Annotated in this window: 16 protein-coding genes; 7 read left to right on the top strand and 9 right to left on the bottom strand. The window is 63.6% G+C overall.

Annotation, left to right across the window (positions count from 1 at the left end; translation table 11 throughout):
* The first annotated feature begins 60 nt into the window (after positions 1 to 60).
* Positions 61 to 540: an MgtC/SapB family protein gene (locus tag ACP15D_RS10330; RefSeq protein ID WP_424957422.1), complete on the top strand. Its 480-nt coding sequence runs from the start codon at positions 61 to 63 to the stop codon at positions 538 to 540.
* 16 nt (positions 541 to 556) lie between these two features.
* On the opposite strand, the gene ACP15D_RS10325 is transcribed toward ACP15D_RS10330, so the two are convergent.
* Both ACP15D_RS10325 and ACP15D_RS10320 read right to left on the bottom strand, forming a co-directional pair.
* A complete protein-coding gene (locus ACP15D_RS10325; protein WP_424959214.1) occupies positions 557 to 907 on the bottom strand; it encodes a lipid-A-disaccharide synthase N-terminal domain-containing protein in 351 nt (116 codons plus the stop codon).
* Between the two features lie 57 nt (positions 908 to 964).
* A complete protein-coding gene (locus ACP15D_RS10320) occupies positions 965 to 1777 on the bottom strand; it encodes a glycosyltransferase family 2 protein (RefSeq protein ID WP_424957421.1) in 813 nt (270 codons plus the stop codon).
* A gap of 481 nt (positions 1778 to 2258) precedes the next feature.
* Here ACP15D_RS10320 and ACP15D_RS10315 point away from each other — a divergent pair, with 481 nt between their 5' ends.
* The gene (locus ACP15D_RS10315) at positions 2259 to 3749 is read left to right on the top strand and encodes an ArnT family glycosyltransferase (RefSeq protein ID WP_424957420.1); all 1491 of its coding nucleotides are present in this window, start codon (positions 2259 to 2261) and stop codon (positions 3747 to 3749) included.
* Positions 3746 to 5596: an aminodeoxychorismate synthase component I gene (gene pabB, locus ACP15D_RS10310; protein ID WP_424957419.1), complete on the top strand. Its 1851-nt coding sequence runs from the start codon at positions 3746 to 3748 to the stop codon at positions 5594 to 5596. Before ACP15D_RS10315 ends, pabB begins: the two co-directional genes overlap by 4 nt.
* A gap of 41 nt (positions 5597 to 5637) precedes the next feature.
* Here the strand turns inward: pabB and ACP15D_RS10305 are convergent, their stop codons facing one another.
* From ACP15D_RS10305 to ACP15D_RS10295, 3 genes are all read right to left on the bottom strand, one after another.
* The gene (locus ACP15D_RS10305; RefSeq protein ID WP_424957418.1) at positions 5638 to 5826 is read right to left on the bottom strand and encodes a hypothetical protein; all 189 of its coding nucleotides are present in this window, start codon (positions 5824 to 5826) and stop codon (positions 5638 to 5640) included.
* 92 nt (positions 5827 to 5918) lie between these two features.
* Entirely contained in the window at positions 5919 to 6095 is a 177-nt protein-coding gene (locus ACP15D_RS10300) for a hypothetical protein (protein ID WP_171987999.1), read from the bottom strand.
* A gap of 158 nt (positions 6096 to 6253) precedes the next feature.
* The gene (locus ACP15D_RS10295; protein ID WP_424957417.1) at positions 6254 to 8050 is read right to left on the bottom strand and encodes a hypothetical protein; all 1797 of its coding nucleotides are present in this window, start codon (positions 8048 to 8050) and stop codon (positions 6254 to 6256) included.
* A 919-nt stretch (positions 8051 to 8969) separates the two neighbouring features.
* Here ACP15D_RS10295 and ACP15D_RS10290 point away from each other — a divergent pair.
* Positions 8970 to 9887, top strand: a complete 918-nt coding sequence (locus ACP15D_RS10290) for an alpha/beta hydrolase (protein ID WP_424957416.1) — start codon at positions 8970 to 8972, stop codon at positions 9885 to 9887.
* An 85-nt stretch (positions 9888 to 9972) separates the two neighbouring features.
* Here the strand turns inward: ACP15D_RS10290 and ACP15D_RS10285 are convergent, their stop codons facing one another.
* A complete protein-coding gene (locus ACP15D_RS10285) occupies positions 9973 to 10584 on the bottom strand; it encodes a DUF2147 domain-containing protein (RefSeq protein WP_424957415.1) in 612 nt (203 codons plus the stop codon).
* Between the two features lie 343 nt (positions 10585 to 10927).
* Between ACP15D_RS10285 and ACP15D_RS10280 the strand changes: the two genes are divergently transcribed.
* The 3 genes from ACP15D_RS10280 to ACP15D_RS10270 are packed head-to-tail and all read left to right on the top strand — an operon-like array spanning position 10928 to position 13909.
* Complete coding sequence (locus ACP15D_RS10280; protein WP_424957414.1) at positions 10928 to 12055, top strand: ABC transporter permease; 1128 nt, start codon at positions 10928 to 10930, stop codon at positions 12053 to 12055.
* Positions 12052 to 12804, top strand: a complete 753-nt coding sequence (locus tag ACP15D_RS10275) for an ABC transporter ATP-binding protein (RefSeq protein WP_072369218.1) — start codon at positions 12052 to 12054, stop codon at positions 12802 to 12804. The genes ACP15D_RS10280 and ACP15D_RS10275 overlap by 4 nt, the downstream gene beginning before the upstream one ends.
* The gene (locus ACP15D_RS10270) at positions 12797 to 13909 is read left to right on the top strand and encodes an HlyD family secretion protein (protein WP_424957413.1); all 1113 of its coding nucleotides are present in this window, start codon (positions 12797 to 12799) and stop codon (positions 13907 to 13909) included. Before ACP15D_RS10275 ends, ACP15D_RS10270 begins: the two co-directional genes overlap by 8 nt.
* Before the next feature lie 242 nt (positions 13910 to 14151).
* On the opposite strand, the gene ACP15D_RS10265 is transcribed toward ACP15D_RS10270, so the two are convergent.
* From ACP15D_RS10265 to ACP15D_RS10255, 3 genes are read right to left on the bottom strand one after another with little or no spacing between them, the layout of a single operon-like run.
* The gene (locus tag ACP15D_RS10265) at positions 14152 to 17286 is read right to left on the bottom strand and encodes an efflux RND transporter permease subunit (RefSeq protein WP_424957412.1); all 3135 of its coding nucleotides are present in this window, start codon (positions 17284 to 17286) and stop codon (positions 14152 to 14154) included.
* Between the two features lie 55 nt (positions 17287 to 17341).
* Positions 17342 to 18622: an efflux RND transporter periplasmic adaptor subunit gene (locus ACP15D_RS10260; protein WP_424957411.1), complete on the bottom strand. Its 1281-nt coding sequence runs from the start codon at positions 18620 to 18622 to the stop codon at positions 17342 to 17344.
* Positions 18619 to 19266: a TetR/AcrR family transcriptional regulator gene (locus ACP15D_RS10255; protein WP_424957410.1), complete on the bottom strand. Its 648-nt coding sequence runs from the start codon at positions 19264 to 19266 to the stop codon at positions 18619 to 18621. Before ACP15D_RS10255 ends, ACP15D_RS10260 begins: the two co-directional genes overlap by 4 nt.
* Positions 19267 to 19314 lie beyond the last annotated feature (48 nt).

Genomic DNA, 19314 nt, shown 5'->3' with positions numbered 1-19314 from the left:
CCGCTGGCTGTCTCGCCAGTGGAAATGGGCGCTTTTGAAGCGGTTTTCAAGCGAGCACGCATGTTCGATCCTCAAACCACAGACCTCTCAGAGATTGTGATTTTAGGACGTCTGCTGCTGGCCGTGGCGCTGGGAGGCGCGATCGGCTTTGAGCGCGAGCAGCTCGATCGGCCCGCAGGGCTGCGCACGCACATGCTGACCGCGCTGGCTGCCGCGGTGTTCACTGTCATAACGATGGAGCTGCACGCGGACGTCCTGCAGGAGGCCGGGAGGCCGAGCAGCGATCCTATCCGCATCATCGAAGCGGTGACCGCGGGCGTGGCGTTCCTGGCGGCGGGCGCGATTTTCCGCTCGCAGGGCGATGTGAAAGGTCTGACGACAGGCGCTGGGATGTGGCTTGCCGGGGCGGTCGGTGTCGCCTGTGGTGCCGGTTACGGCATCCTCGCGGTGATGGCGACGGTGCTGGCCGCGCTCATCCTTGTCACTGTGCGTTGGCTGGAAGCCTACGCCGGCACCAAAGATGATGATGGCACGCGCTAGTTCAGCGCCGGTTCGGTCAGGTTGATCCCTGGCTGGCCGTCGCGGTTGCCGACGTCGCAGTGCCGTTGGCGATGCTCTTATTGTGCGCGCGGATGAAGTAGATGTTGCGGGCGTAGATGATGAGGCCCATGCCCTGGCCGAGCATGAAGACGGGGTCGAGGCGGTAAATTGCGTAGGCGAACAGCATCGCGCCGCCGACGACGCTGAAATACCAGAAGGTCTCGGGCACGATGGAGCGGCGCGCTCGCTCGCTGGCGATCCACTGCACAATGAAGCGCATCGAGAACATGAGCTGGGCGAGGAAGCCGATGCCGAGCCAGACCTTCTCGCTCGTCGCTGTCGTCTGCCACCAATCGCCGATCGCCATGAGGAGGCTGTGGAGGTGATCCATGGTGTTGTCCCCAGTACGGATACGCTTATCTGATCAGTTTTTGTCGCCGGCGCTGGCGCGCGAGCCGTCATCGTTGACGGGCTTCAGGCGCGAGGCGAGGTCGGAGATCACTTGGGTCTCGGGATGGCGCTCGGAGACGCGCGGCACCTTGGTGCGCTTGCGCAGCCAGCTGACGCCGACGAGGTCGTAAAGGCCGACGAGGGCGCGGTTGAGATTATTGTACTTCGACACGCCAGCCTGGCGCGGGCGGTCGTTCACCGGCACGTAGGCGACCTCGTAGCCGTAGGTCTGGAACAGGGCCGGCATATAGCGGTGCATGCTGGTGAAGAATGGCAGGCGCAGGAAGACTTCGCGCCAGTAGACCTTGATGCCGCAGCCGGTGTCGGGGCAGTTGTCCTTCAGCACGGCGTCGCGAATTTTGTTGGCAGCGCGCGAGGCCCAACGCTTGGAGCCGGTATCCTTGCGCTCCTTGCGCCAGCCGTTGACGAGAGCCGGGCCATCGTTGCCGGGAAGAGCGAGAGCTTCGAGCAGGCGCGGAATATCCTTGGGGTCGTTCTGCCCGTCGCCGTCCATGGTGGCGATGATCGGGCTTGTCGCGGCCAATACGCCGGTGCGCAAAGCGCAGCTCTGCCCGCTGCGCTGCTGGTGGCGCAGATAGCGCAGGCCGGGCAGCCTGCCCGAGGCGATGAGAGCTTTGATTTCGGTAGGCGTGGCGTCGACGCTGGCATCGTCGACCACGATTACCTCGGCGAGGCGCTGGGCCGGCACGGCGGCATACGTCTCCTCGATGAGGCGGCCGATGTTGCCCGCCTCATTGAGCGCTGGAATGACAACGGTGACGCGCATCAAGTGCCCCTATCCCACCAGGACCCGCCGCGACGACCTCACTTTTAGCCCTTCGGCGTGCGGAAGGATACCGGTCTTCGGTCCCGTCTACCAAGCTAGTAAATTCTGCGGCTCGGCGCACTCACTGTCGCCGGAAAAGCAACAGAATCAGGGCGGTCGCGAGAAATAGGCCCGCGTGGGCACCCCATGCCAGGCCGGCCTGCTCCAGGTAGACGTTCTGAGAAACCGGATCAAAGCACCGGCCTTCTTCATTGAAGCAATCGCGCCAGCGCCAATAGCTGTCGCAGTAGAGCATGGCGGACGCAAGACCCAGCCCCGCGAGACAGATTGCGAACACGTATTTGATCTACCGCATGGGGTAAGGATCTCGCCACATGGCGGCGGGGCGGGGTCTCTTCCCGCCTGAGCCGCAAACCTGTAAATGACCGGGCGGCGGCCTTGCCGTCTGCACTTGTACCTCCAGCAGCCGTCAGGGCCCTTCATGCCAGCCGCCACGGGGCGCCACGACCACAGCCGCGAAACCAACTGGTTCGGTCTTCTGCTGACCGGCCTGATGGTGCTGCTCGCATTGAGACTGGTCGCCCTTTACCTCAACGGAACGGATCTGTTCTTCGACGAGGCCCAGTACTGGGCGTGGAGCGAAGAGCCGGCGCTGGGCTATTTCTCGAAGCCGCCGCTGATCGCCTGGGTGATCGGTGCCGCGACAACCGTATGCGGTATTGGCGAAGCATGCGTGCGGGTGCCCTCGCCAATTTTGCATACGGCGACGGCGCTGGCCGTGTTCTGGCTCGGGCGGCGGCTTTACGATGCCCGCATCGGCGCGCTTTCGGCGCTGGCGTTTGCCACGCTGCCGGGTGTGTCGCTGTCGGCGGGGCTTATTTCAACCGACGTTCCACTGCTGCTGTGCTGGGCGCTGGCGCTGGTCGGGTTCTGGGGATTGCTGGAGACCGAGGAGGTCTGGCCGGCGCTGCTGCTCGGCGTTGCGTTCGGCGCGGGCCTCAACGCGAAATACGCGATGGCGTGGTTCCTGATGTGCGGGGGCGTCTATCTGGCGGTGACGCCGGAGCGGCGGGGTATCCTGCGCGACTGGCGGCTCTATGTGGCGCTGGGGATCGGCGTGGCGATGATCGTTCCCAATCTCGTCTGGAACGCTTCGCACAAGTTCGCGACCTTTGCGCATACGGCCGACAACGCCCATTGGGGCGGCTCGATGCTGCACCCCAACAAGGCGCTGGAGTTCTTCGGCGCGCAGTTCGGCGTGTTCGGGCCGATCCTGTTCGCCACGTTCCTCGTCATTCTGTGGCGCGCCAGTCGCGAGCGCCTGCCTAATCAGGATCGTTATCTGATCGCGTTCTCCGCGCCGCTGATTGCCGCGATCATCGTCCAGGCGTTCCTTTCGCGCGCGCATGCCAACTGGGCGGCGCCTGCCTATGTGGCTGCTAGCGTGCTGGTGGTTTCGACGATGGTGCGGGATGACGCGTGGGGGTGGCTGAAGGCTTCGTTCGCGTTGCACGCGGTGATCATTCTGTTGCTACTGTTCGGCACCTCGACGGCGGGACGCCTGGAGCTGCCGCTGAAGACTGATCCGTTCGCGCGCACGCTGGGCTGGCGCGACATTGCCGTGGCGACGCGGGCAGAGCTGGCAAAAGCAGCGGCGGCGGGCAAACCGTTCGCTGCGGTGCTGAGCGATGACCGGGCGCTGACGGCGGAGCTGCTCTATTACATGCGCGACGAACCGACGCCGGTTCTTGCCTGGCGGCCGGGTGCGCCGCATGATCACTTCGAGCTGACGCGTCCGTTCACGGCCTCGACGCCGTCTCCGGTGCTGTTGGTGCGCGCCGACGGCGGCGCCGGGTCGGCGGCGGGATCGTTCACAACTGTTGAAAAGATTGCCGAGCGCACACTCCCGGCCGGCAAGAACGCCGAGCGGCATGTGACGTTCTACTCGCTCGCAGGATACAAGGGGGAATGACCTCGCCAAAGCCGACCCCCCCGGGGCGCGCGCATCCTGAAAAGGATGCAGCGGCGCTCTCACAGACATTCGTGCTGCTCGACAACAACTCGGGATCGGGGCCGCCGTCGCTGCTGTTCTCCGAGCCGGTGGAGATTGTGTCGGCGTGGAATCCCGAGGACGTGCCGGCGGCGATGAGGCGCATCGAGGACGGCGTCGCCTCGGGGCTTTATGCGGCGGGCTTCTTCGCCTTCGAGCTCGGCTATGTGATGGAGCCGAAACTGGCGCCGTTGATGCCAGAAAAGCGCAACGTGCCGTTGCTGTGGATCGGCCTTTACAAGGCGCCGATCGAGATGACGAGCAGCGAGGTGGAGCACTGGCTGGCGACACACACGCGCTCGGGCTCGTTCCGCTTCACCGATGTGTCGCTGTCGTGGAGCGAGGCCGAGTACGTCGAACGCTTCAACGAGGTGATCGACAAGATCCGCGCGGGCGACATCTATCAGCTCAACCTGACGTTCAAGTCGCGGTTCAAGCTGACGGGGTCGCCGCTGACGTTCTTCCTCGATCTGCGCCAGAAGCAGCGCGTGGCTTACGGCGGCATCGTCGACACCGGCGAGATGACGGTGCTGTCGGCTTCGCCGGAGCTGTTCATCGAGCAAAACGGTCGGACGATTTTTACGCGGCCAATGAAAGGCACGGCGCCGCGCGCGGGAACCGAGGAGGCGGACGAGGAGGCGCGGCGCGAGCTGGCCGCGGACATCAAGCAGCGCGCCGAGAACCTGATGATCGTCGACCTGATGCGCAACGACATCGGGCGCATCTCGGATATCGGCAGCGTCGAGGTGACGGACCTCTTCACGGTCGAGACTTACAAGACGCTGCACCAGTTGACGTCGGGCGTGCGCGCCAGGCTGCACGAGGGCGTCGGCATCGGTGAGCTGATGCGGGCGATCTTTCCGCCGGGTTCGGTGATCGGCGCGCCGAAGATCCGGGCGCAGGAGCTGATCCGGCAACTGGAGACGGAGCCGCGCGGCGTCTATTGCGGCTCGATTGGCTACATCTCACCCAAAGGGCAGTCGCTGTTCAACGTGGCGATCCGCACGGCCGTCGTGTTCCGCAACGGCGACGGCGAAATGGGCATCGGCTCGGGTGTGGTGTTCGATTCCGAAGGATCGAAAGAATACGAAGAGTGCCTGTTGAAGATGAAGTTCCTCACCGATCCGGTGAAGCGCTTCGATCTGATCGAGACGCTGCTGTACGATGCGCAAGAGGGTGGGTTTGCGCTGCTCGAGCGACACATCGAGCGGCTAGCGACGTCGGCGCGCTACTTCGCATTCGTCTATGACGAGGGGCTGGTGCGGGAGGCGCTGGCTCAAGCCGTGGAAGGGAAGTCCGGGCGCCAGCGGGTGCGGTTGCTGCTGGCCGAGGATGGCAAAGTGACGGTGACCGCAACGCAGCTGCCGCCGGCCGACGCCAGTGCGGTGATGCGCTTTGCACTGTCGTCGTCGCAGGTCGACAGCGCGGACTTGTTCCTGTTCCACAAGACGACGCGGCGCGAACTCTATGATCGTGAGCGGCAGGAATACGCGGGGCGCCTCGGCACCGACGAGGTGATCTACACCAACGAGCGCGGGGAGCTGACCGAGGGAAGCTTCACGACTTTGTTCATCGAGCGCGATGGCGTGCTGCTGACGCCTCAACTGGAAGCTGGGCTGTTGCCGGGAACGTTGCGCGCGGAATTGCTGGCCGAAGGGCGTGCACGCGAAGCTGTGCTGACGCCTGCGGATCTCGACAACGCGGATGTGATCTATCTGGGGAATTCGGTGCGCGGTCTTTTGCGCGCAGTACGCGTCGAAGCGTCGTGAGCAAGCGCGAGGTTGAAGCCGCGCGCTCGCAAGTTTTTTGACTACTTGATGACCGTTTGCTCGGAGGCGATGGAGCCGACCTTCGGGTCGGTGATCACGCCGCCGCGAACCATCGCAGCGATGAGAAACGCAAACGCGGCGACGGTGAGCACCGCCGCGATGACGATTTCGCGCGATGAACGACGCACGCGGTCAGCGTAGGAATCAAATTGATCAAGTTTCCATTTCATGGCGCGGAAGATCGGACCATCCCGGGAGGCAGGCCAGAGCGCTGAGTGCCGCGCGACAGAAGCGCACACAAATGGCTGCTTCGAGAATGACTCTAAAGTCCGCGCATGATGCAGCCGAAGACGAGAATGATCTGCGCTGCAAGCAACGCCCAGAACTCGTTGCCGGTAATCAGCGGAATCTCGGCTCCGAAAAACTTAATAATCAGTACCGTGACCGTCAGGATAACGGACAACATGAAGGTCAGAATGCCTGGCGCCTTAAGTCCCATAAGGAAGTCCCCCTAGATACGCTTGCGCACGTGTGCCGGGCCGCACTGCCCATAGGTCGTGCCGAGTCAGAAGCCCCGACGGCTTATAGCAGGCGCAACTCGTCCTGACACTGCGGCGCCGAAAAGACTGGGGATGGAAAGCGGCAGAGAGCGGGCGATTACTGTGCTGCAGTGCGACGCGGACGGGCAAACAGCAGTCGGCGCAGCAGAAGCAGAAGGATGAGCCCCAGCAAGAAGAGTGCGACGATGACGGCGGGGTGCTTTTCCCACAGCAGGACGGGACTGACGCGTCCATCTGCAACCAGACGGACATTCTCGGCGATGGCGGCGGCGTCGAACCTGCCGGCGGTGCTGAGCATCATGCCGACGGCTGCGGATTGATCGACGCTCGAGACGATGGCGTGACGCACGCGCTCGGAGGAAAGGGCGTGTATGGCAGCGGGGTTGGCGGCTACTACGCGCAGCACCTGCTCACGTGGGGCTTGCTGCAGCCCGGTAAGGTAGCCGGAAAGGCTCGACAGCTCGGCTTCCGTTAGGCTGCGGGCCAGCCTTTTCAGGTCGGGATTGTTGAGCTCGAAGAGCGTGTCGCGGGCACCGCGATCGATAGATGCCAATCGAACTATGGCGAGTTGATCGTCGAGGGACAGCAGGCGCTGGAGGCTGGCTCGGCTGAGCTGGTCGGGCGTCGTGCGCCGATAGAGGCTCAGCTCGACAACCCGCGGAAGGTCGTTGCCTGCCAGCGCTGCCCAGTCGAGGCCGGCGTCGATGGATCGTGTCTCGCGGGCGATGTCCATGGCGGGGGCGGGAAGCGTGTTAACGGCGGTGGCGAGCGTTCCGTCATCGAGCCGTCGCAACAGGCCGGCTTCCCCCTCGGCAGCAAGGGTCAGGGCGGTGACCTCGTCGAGGCGCGGTAGTGCCGACGGCGGCAGGGCATCGACGAAGGCTTTGAATTTCGCGTTGCGGGCGGCGAGGTCCAGGGCCTGAGCGTGGGCGCTGCGGAAGTCTCGCCAGATCTCAATGACGCGATCGGCGGTGGCGGCGCCGATCTCTTCAATGTGGCCGGAGATTTGTTCGGCGAAAGTCTTGGCCAGCTCTTCCTGAACCTTGTCCTTGTTTTCCTTGGACTTCATCTCAGTGGCGATGATGGGCAGCACGCCGTTGCGCAGATCCCAGATGTCTTTGGCGATGAGCACGAGGCCGACGCCGCCGGCGACTACCGAGACGAGACGGGCAAGGACGCTGCCGACGACGCGCTGGCCGACGCGCGCTGCCATGTTGGCGAGCTGCCGGCGCATCAGGAGGACGGCGGCGCCGGCTATGCCGGAGCTCGATTCACGCAGCACCGCGCTGGGGCTCATTTCGGCGGCGCCGGCACCCGGATCGAGGCTGACGCCTTTGCCAGCGTCTCCGGCTACCGCGCGGGCGGCGGTGGTGCCGTAGCGGGCGCCGACGAAAGCCTTGAGACAGGCGACGGCCGGCTCGGCCACGTCCTGGCTGGCCAGCTCCATTTGCTTGCCGATCTCTCGGCCGACGCCGGCGGCCAGCTGCTCGAGAGCGGCTTTGATCGCATCGGAGCGGTAGACGCGTTCGGCGACCGCAGTGGCGAGCTCTTCGGACTTCTGCTGGCTGGCGAGCGACTGAAGCAGGTTGGCCCAGCTGGTCTCCTTGCGGACCTCCTCGACGGCGAGGTCGACCCGCTTATCGATGATGTCGCCCATGCCGATGCGGCGCCATTCGTCGCCGACCGCGGCGCGGTAATCGACGTTGGCCGTGCCGGCCTTGAGGGCGCGGACTGAGATGACTTGGATGGCGGCGCGGAAGCTCGTTTCGTCGCGCGCCTGGCAGGCTTCATAGTCGGCCTTAGAGAGCGGTTGTGCGGCGGCCGGGGCGGTCTGAACCGCGACTAGGGCGAGGATGACGAGGCCGGAAACCGGGCGGCGCAGGTAGGCAAGCAACGCGTTATTGTCCCTTGGTGAGGGCTGCGCTCCGATGGGCACGCGCCTTAACCATCTAATCACCTGTATTATAAAGTGTCGATTGCGCTTGCAGCATGACGGGCGCTTGTGGCGGTGCGCTGTGACAGCGCGAAGGCGGCTGTCGGAAGGGTGCTCAGGACGGGTAGAAGGACGCTCTGGGCTACTTTCGAGCGATCACAATTTCTTTCAATGTTGCACAGATCGGTGTCGTGAGGGGCTCGCTGGAGGTGGCTAGGTGGCCCCGACGAGGCCCAATCCGCGCGGTTGCCATGCTGTGTATCGGCATTGAACACTGTGGCGGGTATACAACATACGGTTGTCGTCCTTAGGGTTATTTGCAGTGCAGCAATTTCGCTCGGCGCGAGTTGAGCGTAGATTTGCGACAGATTTCCTTCGCTGACGAAAGCGGCTCTTTTTCAATGCTTTTCAGTCTATCGCAACGGTTTTGCGGCAGCCTAAGTGGCCGCACAGAGTGGGTTTCCAGCTTTCACCCGGAGCGCGAATTGAGCGCGGGGTCCCGGCCTTTTTTTCGCCTCACCTCGCGATCAGAAGGCTGCCGCTCTCCGCAGCCGAGGCGGTCCCCGTCGAAGCTCAGGAGCGGTCCGGAGTCACCGGAAAGGTGCGGCAAGGTGACCAATCGAACTTCCGGTCCGTTCCGGTCAGTGGAGACACCTCCAATTCATCTCGTGCAGTGCGTGTGCGAGACCTCGTCGGAAGCGATGCCCCTAGATGGGCGGCAAGTTGCTAACTGTTTGGCAACGCTGTTCATCCGAGGAAACGAAAAAGAGAGAGTTTCAGCGACAAGCTCTGAGAAGCGCGGACTGACAGCTCGCGCGGACAGGAGTCTGCTGGGGACAAACCGACTTCGTCTAGTTTGCGAGCGAGTTCAGTTAACACGATGAAGAACAGCGAGAAAATGAAGGCATCCTGGGGTAGCATCTTCGTGCCGGGCGGACGCAATGGCGTATTGCTGGTGCACAGCCTCGGGGGATCGCCGATCGAATTAAAGTTCGTTGCGCACACGCTGGCGCAGCTCGGTTACACGGTCTACTGCCCGCTTCTTCCAGGTCTTGCCGGCGGCACCGACATTTCGGGGCTTTCGAGCTGGGAAGACTGGTACGCAGCGCTGGAGAAGGCGCACGACGAACTGATGCAGCATTGCGATGCCGTCATCGTCGGTGGCATCTCGGCCGGCAGCATGCTGGCGCTGCGCCTTACAGCAATGCGCCCCGAGAAGATCCACGGCCTGATGCTGTTCTCGCCGACCTTCTGGCCGAATGGCTGGTCGATCCCGTGGTACTTCGACCTGTTCCGCTTGGTCAGGCACAAGTGGTGCGCACGGCTGTTCCGATTCCGCGCTAGCAGCCCGCACGGCATTAAGGACGATCGCCTCCGCAGCTTCATTCTCGACAGCGTGCAGTCGGACGCCGACTCGATCGAGGACCTGTTCGCGCGTGGCGGTGGCCTCGTGTTCGAATTCCGGCGTCTCGTTGCGAACGTCAAGCCGCTGCTGGGTAAGATCAAGCAGCACGCGCTAGTGTTCCACCCGCGCCATGACGATCAGAGCGACCTGTCCAACGCCATGATCCTGCAGCGCAAGCTGGCGGGCATGGTCGAGGTCTGCGTGCTCGAGGACTGCTATCACATGGTCACGCTCGACCGGCAGCGTCCGGTCGTGATGGAGCGTGTGAAGGAGTTCGCCGGTCGCCTCACCTCGCGCCTCGACAAGGTGCGCGCCGAAGAGGCACTGGTTGCCGCCGCCGAGACGCAGCAGCGCGACAAGGGTCGTGGCGAGGGACGCGGCGCGAACAACTGATCGCGCAGCGGCCCGTCGGTACGTCGAAACAAGAAAAGCCCGGCTCGATGGCCGGGCTTTTTCGTTTCGGCTTGGTGATGGGGGCCTATTCGATCGACGGGCGAACGGCCGGAACGGGGCGTGGTACCTTCAGTGGCGCCTGCGGCTGAGCGATCTTCACGCTGGCCTTGGTCGCGCGGGCCTCTTTCGGCTGATCGCAGCGCTGGAGGTCGGCAGGGGCGCGGCGCCAAGTAAACGACTTGGAGAAGAACTTCACGCCCTTGTAGCCGGTCAGAATGAGATTCTGGCGTCCGGCAACGATGGCGGCATCGAATTGGGCGCCCTTCTCCGGATCGTAGACCCAGCCGTTGTCCCAGCCGCGGCTGACCCTTTCCAGTGATCCAAGCACAGGCAGTCCGCAGATGGTGCGGCCGCGTTTGGAGGGGTCGGGGTTATAGCCGTCCGTAAGGGGCAGGCCTTTGCTATTGTTAGGCTGTTTCAGCCAAACGATGTAGCCGCACAGCCGTCTGGCCGCGACGCCGGTGTCTGCGCAGGGGCGGATTTCGACGGCGCCCTGGCCCGTATGGTTGATCCAAACACCAGCCTCAAGAGGCGGGTCTGCAAAGGCCGATCCTGTGCTGAGCGCAAATAAAACGGCGGTCAGTGAAGATTTAACCCAGGCTTGTTGGGGCAACGGGAGCTGAAGATCATGACGCATGGTGGCATCACCAATATTGTGTCAGAGATCGGGATGGCATTTAGACTTTAGAAAGCGGCGAAAGCGGGCCCATTGGCCCGACGCTGTCAGTCTCTGCGAAAAATGGTAAAGAAGAATTATCCTTGATCGGTCGATCTTACGTCTTTCTTGACCTCTTCGCGTTAACAGCTCGTGGAGCCGATACATCCCTGCGTTTCTAAATGAAGCGCTGACGCGTTTGACTTAGGCATCCCTTAAGCATGAGTTTGCCTTTTCGAGGCCAAGTTGGCGGATTACCCAGCGGCGCGCGCTGCGCTATAGGCTTGCGGCCGCGCCTGCCCAACCCTGTGTGGAACTGACCCTGATGATCCTGACGCTTGCCTTCCGCAATCTGTTCCACGATCGCATTCGCTTGGCGGTCACCCTCATCGGTATTCTGTTCTCCATCGTCCTCGTTGCCGTGCAGCTAGGTCTCTACCTTGGCGCCAGCAACATGATCACGGCGAACATCGATCACGCGAAGGCGGACCTCTGGATCACCGCATATGGTGCCAAGAGCTTCGAGGATGGCGGCATGCTGCTGACACCACGCGAGCGGCACCAAGCGCTGGCGACACCGGGTGTCAAAGCTGTGATCCCGCTGGTTGTGCGATTTGCCGAGTGGCGCAAGCCGGAAGGCGGATCGACGCGCGTGGTGCTGATTGGTACGGACGCTGAGGACGGCGGTCTGGTACCGTTCAACCTCGTCGATGGCTCCTGGGAAGACATCAAGGCGCCGGAAGCGATCGCCGTCGACAGGACTTATCTGAACGAGCTCGGCATCAAGGGGATCGGCGACACCGCGCAGATCGCCAACGGCCGCGTGCGTGTACGCGCAATTACCGACGGGATCCGCTCGTTCACGCAGTCGCCCTATGCCTATACGACCCTGAACAGGTCGCGGTCGCTGTTCGGCGACACCGACAACACGACCTTCTATCTGGTGCAGCTGCAGCCGGGTGCGAACGTCAAGAAGGTCCAGCAGGAGCTTTCCGGGCGGCTCGAGGGCGCCGAGGTCCTCACCCAGGAAGAGTTCCGCGACCGCAGTCTGAAGCAGTGGCTGTTCCGCACGGGCGCGGGCGTTGCCTTGATTGGCGGCGCTTTGCTGGGAAGCCTTGTCGGCACCGTAATCGTGGCGCAGACGCTTTATTCAAGCACTAAGGACCATCTGAGCGAGTTTGCGACGCTGCGTGCACTCGGGTCATCGTCGGGATATATTCACAAGGTAATCCTGGCTCAGGCCGGCATCAGTGCTGTTGTCGGCTATGCGCTCGGCATCTCGATCGCGCTGACGATCCTCGTACTCAGTAGGAATACGGCCTTGCCCATGGTCATGACCCCGGGCTTGGCCTTCTGGCTATTCACATTGACGGTCGGCATGTGCGCGATTTCGGCGCTATCGGCGATCGTCAAGGTCACCAAGATCGATCCTGCAACGGTATTCAACAGATGAGTGTAGAGCCCGTCCTCGAAGCCATCGAGATCGTCAAAGAGCTGGGTAGCGGCGCCGGCAAGGTGCGTGCTGTCAAAGGCGCCAATCTCAGGCTGATCCCCGGGGAGCTGACGCTGCTGATGGGGCCATCGGGCAGCGGCAAGACAACCCTGCTGTCGATCCTCGGCTGCATCCTGACGCCGACATCGGGAACCTTGAAGGTTGCCGGCGTCGATACGACGAACCTCAATCCGGAAGAGATGGCCGACCTGCGCCGCAAGCACATGGGCTTCATCTTCCAGTCCTACAATCTGTTCCCCACGCTGACGGCGTTGGAGAACGTGCGCATTGCGCTCGACGTGCGCGGACAGAAGGGCTTTGCAGCCGCCAATCGCTCAGAGGAAGTGCTGCGCGATGTCGGTCTCGCTTATCGCCTGAAGAGCTATCCCTCGAACCTGTCGGGTGGTGAGCAGCAGCGTGTGGCGGTAGCGCGTGCTATCGCATCCTCGCCTTCGATCGTGCTCGCCGACGAGCCGACGGCCGCTCTCGACGGCGAAAACGGACACGCGGTGATGGCGCTTCTGGCGCGCATCGCCAAGGAACAGCACCGCAGCGTCCTCGCGGTGACCCACGATCCACGTACGCTGAGCTACGCGGATCGGGTGGTGCGCATTGAAGATGGACGCATCGTCGGCGAGGAACGCCGGCCTGAGGGGCTCGATGCCCCGGAAATTGCAGATCTTACAAAGAGACGGAAGGCCCATGCATAAAAAGGTCAACCCCACCGCGGTTATTCTTACGATCGCAGGCCTTTTGGCCGTCGGCGTTGGATTTTACGTCAACAGCGTGAGCTGGGGTCCGGTCGCGGAGCAAAAGAACACGCAGGCGAGCGCGAGCGATTCTTCGAAGCCGGCCGCCGGTTCCAAGGAAGCGGTCGCCATGCAGCCGACGTGGGCTGCATCCGCGACGGGGCGTGTCGAGCCCAAGAGCGGCGAAGTTCGCATCACTGCCGACGTTCCCGGCCGCATCGAAGAGATTCCTGTCGACATCAACGCTCATGTGAAGAGCGGCGATCTGCTGGTTCGTCTCGATGACGACGATGCCATGACCAAGGTTACGGCGGCGCGTGCCGAAGAGCAGGTGCGCGTGCGCGAGCGCAACGAGGAAGACGCTCGCGGGCTGCAGAAGGAGCGCCGCGACGCAGAGGATGCCCTTGCCGATGCCGAGCGCGGCGTCTTCAATGCGCAGATGGCGTTCGACGATGCGCTGGAAGAGAAGCGCACGAAGAATGGCCCGCAGGAGACCGTCGATACGGCTCGCGCCAAGCTGGAGGACGCGCAGAAGGCGCTGTCCGACAAGAAGGCGACGCTGGCTTCGGTGAATGCGAAGTCGAGCATGCCGCTGCCGACGCGGCTCGAGTCCGCTCTGACCGTGGCGCGCGCCGAGCTGCTGGGTGCCGAACTTGGTGTCGAGCACACGCGGGTGCGGGCGCCATTCGATGGTACGGTGCTGAACGTCGTCGCCAAGGAAGGCGAGGTTGCAACGCCTTCGCCGGAGAACACGCTGCTCATCCTGGGCGACGTCTCGGCCATGAAGGTGCGTGCCGAGGTGGAAGAGCGTGACGCTGCAAAGATCCATGTGGGCCAGCGCGTCGTGGTGCGGGCGGATGCTTATCCCGACCAGGACTTCGAAGGACGCGTGAGCTCGATCGCGCAGTCGCTGTCGCAGCCGAACATCGTCTCGCGCGGCCCGCGCCGTCCGAACGACGTCGAGGTTCTGGAGGCGGTCGTCGATCTCGATGGCCTGCCGCCGCTGCTGACGGGCATGCGCGTCGACGTGTTCTTCAAGCACGACGCGACGGCTTCGACCAACTGATCTCCGCTACACACTGAAAAGAGAACGGGCGCATCGGCTGATGCGCCCGTTTTTTGTTGGCGGGACCTGGATCACAGCTTCCCGGATCAAGGGTGCGCGCATCGCCACAATGGCTCGAAGCGGCGCGCTGCTCTAGCCTTCCCGTCATCCCGATGAAGATCGGGAAAGCGGCGGCACCTCCATGGAAGGCCAATAGAAGGTGTCGGAGGTGATCGACAGATCGCGGCCGGGTGTCGGCAGGGTCACTCGGCTGGGGTGTGGCTCACGTGCGCCGGCGCCGGGAGCGCACGGCTGGACTGCCCCGCGGTGTACTCGGGCGGCTCATCGGTGGGGCCGATGAAGCGGCCGAAGACGCGCCAAATGAGGCTGCCGATATCGTCCATCACCGTGAAGAACGAGGGTACGAATACCAGCGACAGAACCGTTGAGACGAGCAGGCCGCCGATCACTGCGATGGCCATGGGAGCGCGGAACTCGCCGCCATCGCCCAGGGCCATGGCGCTGGGGACCATGCCGGCGACCATGGCGAGGGTCGTCATGACGATCGGGCGGGCGCGCTTGCGTCCGGCGTCGATCACCGCGTCCATGCGGGGTACGCCGTGAGCGATTTCCTCGACGGCGAAGTCGACCAGCATGATGGCGTTCTTGGTGACGATGCCCATCAGCATGAGCAGGCCGATGTAGACGGGCATGGAGACCGGATTGTTGGTGGCGAGCAGGGCGGCCACCACGCCGCCGAATGACAGCGGCAGCGAGAGCAGAATGGTGATCGGCTGGGCGACGCTGCCGAACAGCAGCACCAGCACGCCGAAGACAATCATCAGGCCGGTGCCCATGGCGGTCATGAAGCCGGTGGCGACCTCGTCCTGGACCTCGGCGTCGCCAGAGGGTTGCAGGCGAACGCCGGGCGGTAGCTTCTGCTCGTCGACAACCTTGAGGAATTTCTCGCGCGCATCGCTAAGCGCGTACCGCGATTCAAGGTCGACGCCGATGACAGCGCGGCGCTCGCGGTCGTAGCGGCTGATGGAGCTGGGGCCGCGGCCGAAGTCGACATCGGCGACCGCTGCGAGCGGAATGGCGGTGCCGCTCGAATTGGTGACGCGCAGATTCCGGAGGAGCTGCATATCAGTGCGAGCGTCCTCCTCGATCTGCACGCGGATGGGAACGAGGCGGTTGCCGGCATTGAACTTGGCGAGGTTGGCGTCGATGTCGCCGATGGTGGCGACGCGGATGGTCTCGGCGATCTGGCTGGGTGCAACGCCAAGGCGGGCGGCAGCATCAAACTTCGGGATCACGCGCAACTCGGGGCGGTCGATGGCTGCGTCGGCGGCAACGTTCTTGAACCCGGGGACGGCGCGCAGGGCGCCTTCGACCTTCCTGACGGCGTGGCTCAGCTCTTCGCCATTTTGCGACAGCATCGAGAAGGAGAGCTCACGCTCGCCGCGTTCGTTGACGTACCAGACGCGGGCGTCGGGAGCGTCGGCGAGTTTGTCGGCGATGATGATCTTGAGCTGCTTCTGCGCCAGGTGGCGCTCGGCTTTAGGGACCAGGTGGACGAAGAGCGACGACTTGCGGACCTCGAGGCCTCCCGTCGGTGTCGAACCACCAAGCACGAAGACGCTTTTGACCTCTGGGATCGTTCTCAGCATCTCGGCCATACGGTCGGTCGCGACGCGCGTGTTCTCGAGGGTGGAGCCGGGTGGCAGTTCGACGGAGACGACAAGGCGCGAGGTGTCCTCGTCGGGGAGGAACCCGGTGGGAAGCAACGTGGTGGCGTAGATCGATGCGGCGAACAAGCCGAGGCCGGCAACGAGGGTGAGGTAGCGGACCTTCAGCGTTGCGCGCAGGAACGCCACGTAGCTACGCATGACGAGCCCGTTGCCTTCGTGCTCCTCCTTCACGGGGCGCATGAGGTAGGCGGCCATCATCGGTGTGATGAGACGGGCGACGAGCAGCGAGATGAGCACCGCCACCGCGACGGTGAGGCCGAACTGACGGAAGTACTGTCCGGCGATGCCGCCCATGAACGAGACCGGCGAGAAAATCGCGACGATAGTGAGTGAGATTGCGATGACGGCGAGGCCGATCTCGTCCGCGGCTTCGATAGCGGCACGGTAAGGCGATTTGCCGGTGCGCATGTGGCGCACGATGTTCTCGATCTCGACGATGGCGTCGTCGACCAGGATGCCGGTAACGAGGGTGATGCCGAGCAAGCTGACGAGATTGAGCGAGAAGCCCATCAGCTGCATGGCCCAGAAAGTGGGGATGGCAGACAGCGGCAGGGCGATGGCGGCAATGAGGGTTGCGCGCATGTTGCGCAGGAAGACGAGCACGACGAGCACGGCGAGAACCGCGCCTTCGAGCAGTGTTTCCATCGCCGATTTGTAGTTGCCGCGCGTATAGGCGACGGCATCGTCGATCTCGGTCAGCCGGATGTCGGGGTACTGCTTCTGCAGGCTTTCAAGCTTGGCCGTTACGACATCCGCAACCGACAGCTCGCTCGACCCCTTGGAGCGGAATACCGAGAAGGTGACCACGGGCTGGCCATCGAGACGGGCGAACGAGCGCTGCTCGCTGGCATCGTCGATGACGCGGCCGAGGTCTGAAAGGCGGACTTTGCGGCCGCCGGGGAGAAGGATCTTCGTCTCGGCGAGATCCTCGACCTTGCGTGCGCCGGCAAGGGTTCGGATGGCCTGCTCCTGCCCGCCGACTTCGCCGCGGCCGCCGCCGAGGTCGACGTTGGTGGCGCGCACCTGGCTGTTGACCTCGGCCGCGGTGATGCCGAAGGCGAGCAATCGGTCAGGATCGAGAAGAATGCGGATTTCGCGATCGACGCCGCCGTAGCGCTCCACGCGGCCGACACCCTTGAGGCCCTGGAGCTGTCGCTTGATCACGTCGTCGACGTGCCAAGAGAGCTGTTCCAGCGTCATACCGGGGGCGGAGGCGCCGTAGGTCAGGATCGACTGCCCTTCGACGTCGATGCGCTGGACGATCGGCTCGTTGATGTCGCGTGGCAGCTCGAGGCGGATCTTGTCGACCGCATCCTTGACGTCGTTGACCGCGCGGTCCTGGTTCACTTCCAGACGGAACTCGATGACGGTCTGCGACTGGCCGTCGGTCACCGTCGACATGATGTGCTTGACGCCGGTGATGTTGGCGACTGCGTCTTCGACCTGCTTGGTGACCTGGGATTCGAGCTCAGCCGGTGCGGCGCCGGATTGCACCACCGTGATGGAGACGAGCGGCACGTCGATGTTGGGAAAGCGGGTGACCGGCATAGTCATGAAGCTGATGATGCCGAGCAGGGTCAGCACGGCAAACAGCACGATGGCGGGCACCGGGCGGCGGATTGACCATGCCGAGATATTCAGGCGCATCTAGTGTCGTCCCGATTGTGAGATTCGCGCGTATTCGATGTCAGCAGTCATCGCGTCAGCGTGCCTCGCTGATCTTCGGGTCGGGCATGATTGCACGCACGCGGTCTCCGTCGCGCAGGAAGGTGCCCGCGCGTGCGACGACGATGTCGCCCTCCGATAGTCCAGAGTGGATTTCGACGAGGCCGCGGGAGACGAGCCCAGTTTTGACGTCCTGACGCTTCACGACACCATCGCGGACGACCTGCACGAATGCGCCGTCGTTCTCGAAGATCACCGCGGAGGCGGGCGCTGCGAGGCCGTGGCTGGTCGCGGATTTGATGTTGGCGCGGGCATAGGTGCCGATGCGCAGGCGCGGGTCGTCGCCGAGGAAGATGCGGACGCGGCCGAGGCGGCTCAGCTTGTCGACCTCGGGGGAGACGAGTCGCACCGTTCCATCGACCTCGCCAACACCGGCGACGTCGACGACAGCCTTCTGGCCTGCTGCGATTTTGGGGAGCTCGGTTTCGATGATCTCGGCATCGAGTTCCACCTCGCCACGGGCGATGATGCGGAACATCGGTTCACCGGCGCCGGACGCCATGCCGCCGATGCGGGCCGTGCGTCGGCTGATGAGGCCATCAGCGGGCGCGGTGACGTTGGTATTGGAGCGCTTCCAGTTGAGTTCGCGGCGCTGGGCTTCGACCTGAAGCTTTTCTGCTTGAGCAAGCCGCAAACCGTCCTCCGCCGCTCTGAGCTGGGCGGCGGTGGCCTTGGCCGAAGCTTCGCGCTGGTCGTAAGTGGACGTGGAGAGGTAGCCGGAATTTCTCAGTGGCTTGGCGCGTTCGAAGTTGGCATCGGCCTCGGCAAGGCGGGCCTTGGCTTCGGTGATCTGGCTCTGCGACTGCGAGATTGCGGCTTCGGCGCGTGCGAGGGAGGCGTCGTTCTGGGCAAGCTGGGCGTCGAGCGACTCCTGCACCAGAACGGCCAGCACGTCATCCTTCTTCACGTGGTCGCCTTCATCGACTTTCAGCTCGAGCACGCGGAAGCCCTCGACCTCGGGGGCAACGAGGATTTCATCGCGCGGGATGAGCGATCCGGATACGGCGACGACCTCGGTGAAGTCGGCTTGGGCGACCTTGGCAACCGATACGGCTGGCGGCGGGGATGCCGCCGGTTCCTTATGTCTGGCAACGCTGCCGGTCTCGGCTGCAGCGGCGGGCCCCTTTTCAGGCTGCTTTTGCCAATCCGAGAAGGCCGTCAGATACGGGACGAGTTGGGGCGTCACGTGCGGCAGCAGGAATACCGCGGCGGCGCCCACGGCAGCCGTTGCGACAGCGGCGAGGAGCAGCTTTCTCATTGATGCTTCTCCTTCTTGCTTGCTTCGAGGGGGGCGGTGTCGGCGGCGTTCGGCTGCGCGTTCAGCATTGCACCGATCAATTTCACGGCGGCGGGCACAAGTGTTTCAGCGTCAAAGTTGGGATCGACAGCACGGCGCATGAAAAGCCCGTCTCCAATGATCGAGAACAGTTTTGTGAGAGTGGGGATATCGAGTTGGGGTGCGATGCGCCCCTCCTCAGCGAGCTTGAAAAACAGCTTCTCGAAGTTCTCCTCCACGTAGCGGTCGATAGAGCGATAGATCTCGCCCACGCGGGGATTGCGCGTCGATTCAAGGGCTATCTCGATGCACATGGTTTGTTTCTGGCGCGGCTCTTCGGCGAAGTAGTGCTGACCGATGTCGGAGAGGGCGCGCATAAAGTCGGGCGTCGAGGAGAGCTCGGCGAAGCGCTCGGCGAATTCGGATCGGTCGCGCTCTGCAATGCCGGCGATCAGATCTTCCTTGGAAGCGAAGTAGACATAGAGCGCGCCCGGGCTGATCGCGGCCTCCTTGCAGATGTCCTGCATGGTGGTGCGATGAAAGCCGGCACGGGCAAAGCACGCCTCGGCGGCGTCGAGAACGTGCTCGCGGCGGGCGCGTTGCGTTGCGGGTTTGAGCTTGGGCATCCCTGAAGCCGTAAAGAAGGTCTCAACTGGCGTGGCGGTGCGACACAA

It is taken from the genome of Hyphomicrobium sp. 1Nfss2.1, from assembly GCF_965243865.1.
In the GTDB taxonomy this organism is placed as follows: domain Bacteria; phylum Pseudomonadota; class Alphaproteobacteria; order Rhizobiales; family Hyphomicrobiaceae; genus Hyphomicrobium_A.
The sequence above is the reverse complement of the archived record's forward strand: the minus strand, read 5'-3'. Positions and strand labels throughout refer to the sequence as shown.